This is a genomic window from Paludibaculum fermentans (assembly GCF_051172195.1).
Classification (GTDB): Bacteria; Acidobacteriota; Terriglobia; order Bryobacterales; family Bryobacteraceae; genus Paludibaculum; species Paludibaculum fermentans_A.
In genome coordinates this window covers 513,875-525,801 of record NZ_JBPJAQ010000001.1, presented here as the reverse complement: position 1 = coordinate 525,801, position 11,927 = coordinate 513,875, and the positions used below count along the sequence as shown (strand labels likewise).

At 62.1% G+C, this 11,927-nt stretch carries 10 protein-coding genes; all 10 read right to left on the bottom strand.

Annotation, left to right across the window (positions count from 1 at the left end):
* Positions 1-6: 6 nt before the first annotated feature.
* Positions 7-2,997 carry a carboxypeptidase regulatory-like domain-containing protein gene (locus ACR9Y2_RS02155; RefSeq protein WP_435039377.1) on the bottom strand — a complete coding sequence of 997 codons (2,991 nt, stop codon included), beginning with the start codon at positions 2,995-2,997 and terminating at the stop codon, positions 7-9.
* A gap of 32 nt (positions 2,998-3,029) precedes the next feature.
* On the bottom strand, positions 3,030-4,145 hold the full coding sequence (locus ACR9Y2_RS02150) for a hypothetical protein (protein ID WP_435039376.1): 1,116 nt from the start codon (positions 4,143-4,145) through the stop codon (positions 3,030-3,032).
* 306 nt (positions 4,146-4,451) lie between these two features.
* Positions 4,452-5,654 (bottom strand): thiol-disulfide isomerase, encoded by a 1,203-nt coding sequence (locus tag ACR9Y2_RS02145; protein ID WP_435039375.1) that lies wholly within the window; start codon positions 5,652-5,654, stop codon positions 4,452-4,454.
* A complete protein-coding gene (locus ACR9Y2_RS02140; RefSeq protein ID WP_435039374.1) occupies positions 5,651-6,883 on the bottom strand; it encodes a competence/damage-inducible protein A in 1,233 nt (410 codons plus the stop codon). Before ACR9Y2_RS02140 ends, ACR9Y2_RS02145 begins: the two co-directional genes overlap by 4 nt.
* A gap of 15 nt (positions 6,884-6,898) precedes the next feature.
* Complete coding sequence (locus tag ACR9Y2_RS02135; RefSeq protein WP_435039373.1) at positions 6,899-7,927, bottom strand: IPT/TIG domain-containing protein; 1,029 nt, start codon at positions 7,925-7,927, stop codon at positions 6,899-6,901.
* Positions 7,928-7,946: 19 nt separating this feature from the next.
* A complete protein-coding gene (locus ACR9Y2_RS02130; RefSeq protein ID WP_435039372.1) occupies positions 7,947-8,411 on the bottom strand; it encodes a phosphatidylglycerophosphatase A family protein in 465 nt (154 codons plus the stop codon).
* On the bottom strand, positions 8,404-8,574 hold the full coding sequence (locus tag ACR9Y2_RS02125; RefSeq protein WP_435039371.1) for a DNA gyrase inhibitor YacG: 171 nt from the start codon (positions 8,572-8,574) through the stop codon (positions 8,404-8,406). The genes ACR9Y2_RS02130 and ACR9Y2_RS02125 overlap by 8 nt, the downstream gene beginning before the upstream one ends.
* Before the next feature lie 178 nt (positions 8,575-8,752).
* Positions 8,753-9,349 carry a sigma-70 family RNA polymerase sigma factor gene (locus tag ACR9Y2_RS02120; RefSeq protein ID WP_435039370.1) on the bottom strand — a complete coding sequence of 199 codons (597 nt, stop codon included), beginning with the start codon at positions 9,347-9,349 and terminating at the stop codon, positions 8,753-8,755.
* 37 nt (positions 9,350-9,386) lie between these two features.
* Positions 9,387-10,796 carry a 30S ribosomal protein S12 methylthiotransferase RimO gene (gene rimO / locus ACR9Y2_RS02115; RefSeq protein ID WP_435039369.1) on the bottom strand — a complete coding sequence of 470 codons (1,410 nt, stop codon included), beginning with the start codon at positions 10,794-10,796 and terminating at the stop codon, positions 9,387-9,389.
* Positions 10,797-10,844: 48 nt separating this feature from the next.
* Complete coding sequence (locus ACR9Y2_RS02110; protein ID WP_435039368.1) at positions 10,845-11,912, bottom strand: mannonate dehydratase; 1,068 nt, start codon at positions 11,910-11,912, stop codon at positions 10,845-10,847.
* Between the last annotated feature and the right edge of the window lie 15 nt (positions 11,913-11,927).

Below are 11,927 nucleotides of genomic sequence, written 5' to 3'. Positions count from 1 at the left end.
TTACATTTAGAACGAAAGACGCAGTTGGAGGTCGATCCGGCGATTGCCGGCGCCGCCTCCGCCGCCCATGCCCCCTGGTCCAAAGCCGCCGCCGATGGAGTTCGACTCCCCGAACAACGGTGAACTCAGGTTGCCGATAGGCGACCCGTAGTTGACGTGATTCAACAGGTTGCGGGCCGAAGCCGACGCGGTCAGGCTAAACCGCTTGCCGGACGAAGAGTCGAACATCCCGCCCGGGCCGCCCGGACCGCCGCCGCCGCGCATACCGCCGCCGCCACCGCCTCGCATCCCGCCTCCGCCACCCATCGGGCCCATGCCGCCGCGCATCGGGCCGTCGCCCCCCATCTGTGTCGTCGTCCCGGAGGCTCTTTCGCCAAAACCCCAGGTCCGGCTGGCGCGCAGGTTGACCGTAAACTGAGCCGGTCCCCGGCCGTAATTGCGCGGGATCAGCACATCGTTCTGCCCGGGAGTCAGGTTAAAAATTCCAAACGCCGTGTTCACAATGTTCGCGCCCGTGGCCCCCGCCGCGGCGAAGGACGGACGATCGTTGAACAGCGTGTCCCCATTGTTGTCCCGGCCCGTCGTGATGTTGAACGGCGAGCCCGAACTCGCCATGATGAACGGATTGAAGGAGATACCCCACTTGGCGCGAATCGAGCCGCCCAGCATCATGCGGTGGCGGACATCATAAGCCGCGTTGCCATACTCCGAGGTCAGGTTGTACTGGTTCACCGGGAACGACCCCACGCCATCGGTATCGCTCTCCGCCTTGCCCAGCACGTAGAAGCCGAACAACGTGAAATACCGGTTGAACCGGGAGGTGACATTGATCATCAACTGCTTCTGCGTCAGGAACCCGGTCGACTCATACTGGTACACGTTGCCGATGTCGCCCATCGGAAACGTCCCGTCAGCCAGCGGCGCATTCACGTTACGCGTGCGCAGCATGTGAACGCCGCGGGAATAGATGAAGTTCGTCGAGATCGAAGTGTTCTTCGGCAGTTGGCGGTCCACGCCGAAGATCGTCTGCGCGATGTAAGGCGCGCGAATGTCATTCACCAGCGTGCGGCGCGTGGGATCCACGACGTTTGAGGCCAGTGTGCCGAGATCCGGAACCGTCGGATAGAAGTCCGGGTTCGTTACGAAATACTGCTGCTGCGTGGTGCCGTTGAAACGCAGCGACTGAAGAGTCAGGTTGTCCCCGATGCGGTCATAGAACATCCCGAAGCCCGTACGCACCACGGTCTTCGTCTGCGCCGGCGTCTTGCCCAGTCCATAGGCAATGCTGATGCGCGGAGCCAGGTCCTTGTAGTCGCTGATGTTCGACTGCGTCTCGTAGCGCAGCCCGTAGCTCAGGTTCAGGTTCGGCCGCAGGCGCCACGTGTCCTCCGCGAACAGGCCGACGTCCGTCTGCGCGACATTCGTCAGGGGCGTGCCGCCGCTCAGCGTAAACTGGCTCGCGCCGCCGCCCAAAGCCCGGACAGTGGACGCCGGCAGGCCCAGCGACTGGAAGTACAACGTGCGGCGGTAGCGCTCCAGCGAGGTCACCTGCACCATCGTCGGCAGCCCGTCAGCGCCGTTCACGATGTTGTTGGAGCCGTCCAGCAGCGGAGCCAACCCGCCCGCGAACGTGTACGATCCGTTGAAGTTTGAATCCGAGGTGTCGCCGATCCGGTCATAGCGAAGACGCCCGCCGAGCTTGATCATGTGCGTCCCGTGCGTGATCGACGTGATGTTCTGCCACTCAAAGCGGTTCTCGCGGCTGCCGGAATCCTTAATCAGCGAGCCGCCGCTGTTGAACGATTCCAGCACGTTCAGCGCCGGCGTGCTGTTGTCGCCCAGCATCAGCGAATTGCTGCGGTTGTACTGAAAACGCGTCTCATTCACGGCATGCGTGCCCAGGATCGCGGTCTCCGTCATCTGCAGGATATGGTCGCTGCTCTCTGAACTGGTGGCTCGCGATGGCAGCGTGAACTGGCCCAGCCCCTGGTTCTGGTTGTTGTTGCGTGCCTCGCTATAGCGCACCACCAGGGTATTGTTCTGGCTCAACTGGTAGTCCAGGCGTGGATTGATCGACCAGTGGCGCAGCGGGGTGACCACCGTCTGCTGGAAAGGTGTCTCCAGCAGGTTGCTGTCCAGCACCGTAGCCGAGATCACCGCATTCTCGTCGATCTCCCGCCGGTCGACATCGATAAACCACGAGGCCTTCTTCGAGAGGGGGCCGCCAAGGTTCAGGCCGTAGTGCCGCATGCTGTAGGGCGCACGCGTTGTGGAAAACGGATTGCGCGAGTTCAGGTTCTCGTTCCCGAAGTTGAAGAACGCCTGGCCTCGCAGCTTGTCCGTGCCCGGCTTCGTCAGAATCTCAATCCGGCCGAATCCGAGGCGGTCATACTCAGCCGAAAAGGGATTCGAATTCACGCGGACTTCCCTGATCGACGACTTGGGTGGCAGCTTGCCGCCGCTGAACCCATCCACATAAATGTCGCCGCCATTCGGGCCCGCCGAGGGGCCGGCCAGCGCCTGCAAATCCGAGGCCAGGTCGTCTGGATCATCCGACAGCACATCGAGATCCTCGCCGCGCAGCACGATGGCGCCCGCAACACTCGATGTCTCCACTGAAACCGCCGTGTAGTCCGCCACTGTGACTGACTGCGTCTCGGACGCAATCGCCAGCTGGCTCTTCAGCGTAATCGGCTTGCCCCCCTCCAGGCTCAGGTTGCGCACTTCCAAAGGCGTGAAGCCCGTGGCGGCAATCCGCAGCTTGTACTTGCCCGGAGGCAGCGGCTCGAACTCATAGGCGCCCATCTCATTCGTGGTGATTGTCTTCGTGTAGCCCTTGCCCCCTGAGAGCGTCACCTGCGCCGCCGGCACGAATGCACCCGACGGATCATCCACTTCCCCCTTCACCACCGTCGTGCTCTGCGCGGCCGCCACCAGGGCGAGTGCCATCGCAAGCAGGAAGGCTGTAAACACACCACGAGCGTAGTTGTTGTTCATACGGAATTCCTCGAGAAGAAAACGAAACTGATTTACTGCCCTGGCATCGACATCTCGGTACTCCAGTTACCGAGTGCCTGGTTCACTTGCGCCGCCGAAGCCCGCAACAGGAAGTCCACGCCTGCTACCAGCGAAATCGCATTCGGAGCTGCATTGCCCCCTGCCTTCGCCACCGACACGATCACCGCATCACCCGGCTTCACGTCAGCCAGGCTGGAGACCGGCAACCGGTCGAACATCTGTCCCAGGTCGGGGGTGCGGCCGCCCATGGGTCCACCTGGACCACGGCCTCCGCCCGCCTGCATTCCCCCGCCAGGGGCGCCTTGGCCTCCGCCGTTCATCCCACCCGGCCGCATCATGCCCCCTCCGGCGCCGCCGCCGAAGTTGGGCATCCTCCGGATTTTGGTATCCGCCGTCAGGTGGATCACCACCGGCTTCTTGGTCTGCACGTCTTTCATCGTCAGTTCGCCGGTTTCGGCTTTCAAAGAGATCACCTCTCCGCCCATCGTGCGAAACGAACCGGAAACGATCTGTTCGGCGACAATTTTCGATGCCGCCTCGTCCTTGTTGCCCAGGACGCGAATCTGGTCGCCAGTCTCAATCACGCCGATCGGCGCCAACTGCGCATCAGCGAACTTGATCGATCCGTTCGCATAGCGCCGCAGCACGGCCTCTGCCGGCACACTGACCGTCCACTCCTTGGCTGAACCGTTGGAACCCGTGGAAATCTGCAGCTCCCCGCCCGCCGCATTCACGCTCTTGACGACGCCGTGCAGGCTACGCGCCTTCCACTCCGCCTGTTCCTTCGCGCTCTTCTCCGCCAGGGAACTCTTGCTCATCACTACCAGCGTCGTGACAGTCAACTTGTCTTCCGCCATCGTGCCGCGCGCAATCACACGGTCGCCCACGGCGACCCCCGCCAGTTCCATCGGCGCAGCCTTGCTCAGATCCTTCTCGCCGGGCTCGACGCGCATCAGGCGGCAGTTGTCTGCTATGTGCGCTGCTACCGCTTTGCCGGCATCGGTCTGGATGGTCAAATCCTTGTCCGCGGCCGTCAGGGCCTTCACCGCGCCGACAACCCGCTCCTGTTGCTGGGCGACAAGCAGGCCCGCGGCGGTCAATACGAGAGTTATGAATCTTCGAATCATTCCAGAAACCCGCTCCCTCACGAGACGGCTATTGATTAAGTCGCGCTTTCGTCTACTCATGGTTACGAGTTCCCGCCGCCGCGAAGGTAAAGAAGTGTGAAGTGTCTCCCTCTCCTGTCTCACCGGAGGGCTCTTCCTCGCTTGCCGTGGATTGTACTTATCGCTTGCAGGATCAGTATATTAAGGCTCGCCTCCAGCGCGCCCTGATCGCCCTGCAAATGCCGTTGCGTTACAAATGCGGCTACTTCCGCCAGTGTCCAAAGACAGGCAATTTGGGGATAGTTTTTAATCGGAACAATATGGCGATTAGCGGACGAAAAAGGCTGTCTTGTCCAGCTTTGGGTCCACCGCTACATCGAAGAATCCAATCATCATCTCTTCCCACGACTGCTCGCCGTAGCCCACTTCCTTCGTGGGGTCGGGGTTGAATGGATTCGATGCGGAGTTGTCGAACCAGCCGCTGAACCGCAGGTGGGTTCCTTTGCGCAACAACCGCGGCTGCTCCAGGACATAGTTCAGCTGCCACTGGAACGAGTACGGCGCTACCAGCAGCAGGGTCTCCGCTCGCCCGCCTTCCGCCGTAATCTCGTACTCAAATGCCTTGCCTCGCAGATGCATGTGCGGAAACATGCTCAGCAGCAGCGCGTCGTTCGGTAGCGTGCCGCCGGCCGATACACGGTAGTTCGCCTCGCCCGGTGGGATGTGAAACTCCGCATTGCCAATCTGCAACGTCAGCACGCGCTTGGTCGGCGGCTTCGAGGTGAATACCATGCCCACGCTGGTCTGGTCCAACTCCGCTGTGCCGTTCGGCGTGTAATGAAACTGCAGCACCAGTTCCGACCCGGCCGGCAGCCTCTTCGCCATTCCTTCCGGTGCCTGGAACGGAGCCTGCCCAGGCGTGTAGATCGCCAGGATGTCGCTCGTCGTTACGCCCTGCGCCCGGAACGCCTGGTTTCGCGGGGCATCCTTCAGCCACGGCGAGCCCGGCTCCCGGATGTAGGCCACGATGTGGTGTACCGCCGAACGCGCGCCGGGGCGAATCTCCGCCGCCGTCACCCAGTGATCTTCCATCGTTCTTAGCGGCACAATGACGAACTGGTAGTCCACAGTGCCCGTCGCCGGCACCGCGAACGGCCGTTGCGCCGCCACCACCAGGTCCGGCGATTGGATATTCCATCCCTCGGACCAGCGCACCGGTTTGGGCGCCTCTCTCGACTGGCCGCGCGGCGCGCCAGCCTCCGCCCATGCGGAGATGATCCTGATCTCTTCCGAAGTCAGAGAAGGGTTGTTGTGAAACGGACCGCCGCCACTGGCAAACCACGGCGGCATCTTTTTCAATTCCACCGCCTGCCGCATCGCCTTCGCCCACGGCCTCGCCTGCTGGTAGGTGAGCAACGGCATCGGGCCAATCTCTCCTGGCCGGTGGCACGACTGGCACCGCCGTTGCAGGATGGGTTCGACATCCTGGTGAAACGTCACTGTGGTGAGCAGGAGGAAAGCCGCAATCACGACAACTGGAACCGCAGTAGATTGAGTGCCGTTTGCACGGCCATCTTCCGGACACGATTCCGGCCGCTGAAGAACCGGAACATCTTCGCCTCAACACCGCCTGGCGACGCCAGTCCAATCCACACCACACCCGGATCGATGCCCGGCGTTTGTGACTCCGGACCCGCTTCGCCCGTGATCGAAAGCGCGTAGGTCGCCCCAGTCCGGTCCCGGGTCGAATCCGCCATCGCCTTCGCCACCGCCTCACTCACCGCGCCGTGTTCGTCCAGCGTCTTCTGGTTCAGGCCCAGCAGCCGCGCCTTCATCTCCGGTGCGTACACCTGAAAACCACCCAGGAACCAGGCCGACGAGCCAGGAACATCGGTGATCCGCGCACCCAGCATTCCGCCTGTACACGATTCCGCCACCGCTACCGTTTCGTTGCGGTCCCGCAGCATGTGCCCCACCACCGCTTCCAGAGGATCGCCGTTTTGGGAGTAAACCCGTTTGCCCAGGGTCTCCAGGATCTTTACGCCCAACTCCTCAGCCAGCGCATCGGCTGCTTCCGCGGAATCGCAGCGGGCGCGCAGGTGAATCTGCACGTCGCCTTCGGCCGCCAGGATGGTTGTCACCGGATTCAGGTACGGTTTGTATACGGGCGAGATCAATGCGTCGAGATCCGATTCGCCCATGCCCGCCACCCGGAAGAAACGCTTGCGGATCGCCATCTGCGGCAGTCGGGCCGCCAACCGCGGCTGGCAGATGTCGCTGAACATGGGCATCATCTCGCGCGGCGGTCCCGGCAGCAGCATCAGCATGCCGCCCGGCAGGTCCAGCCACAAGCCTGGAGCCGTCCCGTTCGGATTGCTCAACTTCTCGGCGCCCTCCACCACAAACGCCTGGCGCTTGTTGATGTCCGCCATCTTGCGGCCCGCTCGGGCAAACCGCGCTTCAATTTCGTCGCAGATCTCCTGTGAGAACAGCAGCCGCCGGTGCAGCGCCTGCGCTACAGCCTCACGCGTGACATCATCTTCCGTTGGTCCCAGGCCGCCCGTCAGGATGAGCAGCGGCACTCGCTTGAGCGACTCCGTGACCGCTGTCGCCAACCGCTCACGGTCATCCCCCAGGATGGCTTTCTGCGTCACCTCGACGCCTAGTTCGTTCAATTGAGCAGTGAGCCAGAGCGAGTTCGTGTCCGAGCGCTCGGGGGTGAGCAGTTCACTGCCGACTGCGATGATTTCAGCGTTCATTGGGGTGCGAATGGGCTAAGGCAGCGGCCGGCCTTTGATGCCGGCAGGTACTCGGAATAACGCGCCCGTTGTGGTGACCATCAGATCGCCGCCCGGCGCGAACGCACAGCCTACGATGTTCGGCCCCGATACAAACAGCGACGCCTCGCGGTCCGGAGTGATGCGGACAATGCCTTTCCGACCCTCCAGCGATGCCGCGACATACAAATTCTCATCGATGTCGAACGCCATCCCCTGCGGCCGGCCCAATCCGCGGTAGAACGTCTCTACCTCGCCGGCGGGGGATATCCGGTGTACTGCGTCGAAACTCGAAGTCGTCGGGCCTGTCACATACAGATAACCTTCGGCGCCGAACGCCAGGTGATACGCAGAGATCGAGGCCTCCAGCGTCGCGTACACATAGATCTGGCGCGATGGGCTGATCTTGAAGATCGTGCCCGAGCGGTCGCCTACATACAGGTTTCCCTTGCCGTCAAATGCGATGCCTGTCGCCACGCCCATGCCTTCGACATACACGCCCATCTCGCCGCTGCGCGTGGCCTGGTAGACCACGCCGTCAAAGCGTGACGAGATCAGCAGCCGCCCTTCGGCGTCGAAGGCCAGCCCCGTCGCATTCATGAGGTCCGTGAGGAACGGAGTGATCACCCCGTCCGGATCCACCCGGTAGACTGCAACCGGAGTCTTCTGGCCGCGCGATCCGCTGAACGTCGCATAGACATTGCCGTCCTGGTCCACCGCCGGGTTCGCGACCGGGTGCAGGCTGTCCGCGATCTGTTTGCCAATCGCCACCACCGCCGGCGCGCTGTCGAGTTCGCCGTTGCTTACGATCACTTCGCCGCGCCCTGCCGCTTCAGGGACACGCGCCACCACCAGCGAATCCGAACCCACTATCAGGGGCGCCGCTACCCCGCCAATGGCCACTGAGGGACGCGGGGCGGCCAGAAACGACCGGCCGCGAATTTGAAAGTCTCCGCCGGCAATCGCTGCCCGGGGCGTGACCGATTCGATGATGGGACGCTCAATGGCGCTGTTCTTTAATGACATCCGAGACAATTTACTTCTACTAGAATTGAACCACGAATCGCAGCACCACAAGCACCGCCGCTCCGTAAACCCCGGCGGCCAGATCGTCGGCCACGATCCCCGTGCCCGCCGGCAGCGACTCCAGTTTCCGCACCGGCCACGGCTTCGTAATATCAAACAGGCGGAACAGCAGCAGCGCCGCGGCGATATGCGGAAGGTCCAGGGTCGAGGCTCCGGCCAGCGTGATCCACTGCCCCAGCACCTCGTCCACCACCACAATCTGCGGGTCCTTCATCTGCCGCACCTCGGCCGTGCGCGTGGACGCCCAGATGCCCAACGGCGTCATCACCAGCGCCAGGACAGCAAAGTGCCACGGTTGCACCGGCAGCCATGCGATCAGCGGCCAGGCCACCAGAAGGGCCCCAATGGAGCCGGCCGTCCCCGGTCCCTTCGGCCAGAAACCGCAGCCGAACCAGGTGGCGATGGCCAGCGCCACTCTATTCATCTTCTTCGTCTTCTGGCTTCGGGCTGCTCTCCGCGGATGGACCCGGAATCCTGTACTCTTCCGCTGACCACATGCCCAGGTCGATCAACCGGCAGCGCTCGCTGCAAAAGGGCATCTCCGGATCACCCAGCTTCACTTCTTTCTTGCAGATTGGACACTTCATAAACTTGATTGCTCAGGCGCAATGGCAGGTTCGGTGCATCCGGGTAAACGGAGACGCGACCGTCAGGGAGCGGGCACCTCAACATCACGCGCCAACTCCGAAATCCTGGCCACCTTTGCTCAACGGCTCCACCCGGGCCGGCTTGACCTCCAGCAACCCATCAGTATAAGGCAACCGCCTACTCCGCCTGCCGCTGCCGTCCGTTCAATTCGTTTTGCAGCCATGCCTCCGCGAATCGCAAATCCCGGTTCACTGTATTGATGGAGATATCCAGCTCCGTTGCCGTCTCCTCCATGCTCAGGCCCCCGAAATACCTCAGTTCCACGACCTTCGTCTTCCGGTCGTCCAGGCGCCCCAGCGCATCCAGCGCGTCGTTCAAAGCCACGAATTGCTCTGCGTTCTCCATCGAGTAGTTGGCCGCCTCAGTTAGGGGAACCGGCTTCAGGCCCTGGCCGCGCTTAGCCGTCAGGTGCCGGCGCGCGTGCTCCACCAGAACCTGCCGCATCAGCCGCGCTGCGATGCAATAGAAGTGACGCCGGCTCTCCCAATCCGGATGGCTGGCGCCTGCCAGCCTCATCCAGGCTTCGTTCACCAGGGCTGTTGGCTGCAGCGTATGCCCCGCACGCTCGCGCCGCATGTAGCCGCCGGCAATCTGCTTCAGTTCGTTGTAGATTTGTGGCAGCAGCGCATCCTGCGCACCGGGCACGCCGGCCCGCCAGGCCTGCAGCCTTTGAGTGATTTCGCCGGGATCCGGGTCGCGCTCAGGACCCTGCATATGTCATCAGATCATCGCACAGCCGGCTTGCGCGCTCTTACTGGTGCTGATGCTGATGGCCCGCGTTCGTCGAAATGATCGGGAACGGATTCAGTGCTGGCGCCGGCTCGTTCGGCGGCTCGTCGATCAGGTCGCCCACCAGATCATAGTCGTGAGCCTGCGTCACCCGCATCATCCGGAACTGGCCCGGCCGCGGCTCCACATCGCCTACGTCACTCAGGTAGCAGACCCCATCGATATCCGGAGCCTGGTTCGCCAGCCGTGCCTGCCACACCAGTTCGCTCTCTTCTGACCGGCCCTCAATTAGCACCGGCAGCTCCTGGCCCACCAGGCCGCGGTTGATCTTCTTCGAAATCTTACGCTGCAGCGACATCAGCTTCCGCTTGCGGTTGTAGATCGACCGGGCGTCCACCTTGCCGTCCAGGTGGTAGCTCTTGCTCGTCTCCTCATCGGAGTAAGTGAAGACCCCCAGCCGGTCAAACTTCGCCTCTTCCACAAATTGGCACAGCTCCTCGAAGTCCTTCTCCGTTTCGCCCGGGAAGCCGACGATCATCGACGTCCGGATCGAGACGCCCGGAATCCGCTTCCGGATCTTTTCCAGCGTCTTGAGGAAGATCTCGCCGGATGCGCCGCGCTTCATGCTTTTCAGTACGCCCGCCGCCGCATGCTGCAGCGGCATGTCGATGTACTTCACCAGCGACTCGTGCTCGGCAATCGTATCCAACAGCTTGTTCGTGATCCGGTTCGGGTAGCAATACAGGAAACGAACCCACTTCTGGTGCGCGGTCTCGATCTCCGCCAGCCGTCCCAGCAACAGCGCCAACCCGTCCTTGATGCCCAGGTCGTCGCCGTAGGCCGTCGTGTCCTGGCCAATCAGGTTGATCTCCCGCACGCCCTGCGCGAACAACCGCTGCGCTTCCACGATCACCGACTCGAATCGCCGGCTGCGAAACGAACCCCGGAACTGCGGGATCACGCAGAATGTGCACGGATGGTCGCAGCCTTCATTGATCTTGATGTAGGCATAGTGCCGTGGCGTGGCCAGGATGCGCGGCGTCAGGTCATGGTAAAGGTAAGGCTCAAAAGGATTTGCCTGCTTTTCGCCGGTCTCGCAGACCGCTACAATGGCGTCCAGCTCGTTCGTCCCCAGCACGGCATCCACATCCGGAATCTCCTGACGGATGTCGGCGCCATAGCGCTCCACCAGGCACCCGGCCACAATCAGCCGTTTGGCCTTTCCGGTTCGCTTGAACTCGGCCATCTCCAGGATCGTATCCACCGATTCCTGCTTGGCCGGTCCGATAAACGAGCAAGTATTCACTACAATGGCGTCGGCATCCTCGGGTGAGCTGGTGAGCTCGTGCCCGCGGGCGTTCAACTGGCCCATCATGACTTCGGTGTCCACAAGATTCTTGGGACAACCCAGGCTGACAAATCCGATTTTCAAGGGTGTTTCCAGAGAAGAACTGGCGTGAACTACCAGTTTATCACGCGTTCACTCCGCTTCCACCATCCGCATTACGCCCTTGATATATCCCATCGCGAAGGCCATCCCGGCATGCCACGGCGCGGCGCAGTTCATCTGCGGCGTGTGATCCGCGATGATCACCCCGTCAAACCCGTTCTTTTTGTAGATCCGCAGGCACTTCGCCACGTCCACATCCCCTTCATCAATAAAGACTTCGTGGTACTTCGGCACCTTGCCGCGCACGTTCCTCATGTGCACGTAAGCGATCTTGCCCTGGGCGCTGTACTGGTCAATCGCTTCGTATAGATCCCCCTCCGTCATCTCCGCAATCGTCCCCTGGCAAAACTCCAGTGCGTTGTTGTAGCTCGGCACGATATCCAGCAGTTTCTGGTACAACCGCGGCTGGTTCACCAGGCGCGCCGTACCCCGGATCGAGGGCATCGGCGGGTCGTCCGGGTGCGCCGCCAGCCGGACGCCCGCCTCCTCGGCCACCGGCACCACCGCCTTCAGAAAGTCCGCCAACCGTCCCCAAAGTTGCTCAGTAGTGACCGTACCCACGGTCCCGGGCGCCGCTTCGGGATCGTAAATCATGTTCCATACCTGCCCGTTCGGGATAGGCCTCTCTTCCGGACCGTCCGGCCCCAGGAACCCCACCGACGGCGCTCCGCCTCGCGCGTATGGCCCCTCTACGTGACCCCATACCCCGGCGATGCTGAAGTTGTAGCCCATTACCGGAATACCGGCCTTGCCCATATTCCGGATGATCGTCTTGATGTCCTCGAGCTGCTGCTGCTTCCTGGGACCGTCCAGCAGGATGTCGTACCAGTGCGACGGGTCGAAGTTCTCAATCGCCGCCAGTTCCAAGCCTTCGGCATTTATGGCCCGTTTCAGCTCGGCTAACTCCTCATAACTCCATAACTTGCCCCGATTGTCGCTGACACCCCAGCAGGTGTCGCTGTCGGTCTCCGGGATCCTCGGACCGTGGCTGAAGTAATCCACCCAGTGCGCCACGATGTGCGTCGCCCCAGCTTGCTTCGCGAACCGGAAGTTGTCCGCGGTCAACATATGTCGATACAGCCCGAGTCCGAGTTTCATAACCGTTCCAGTGTA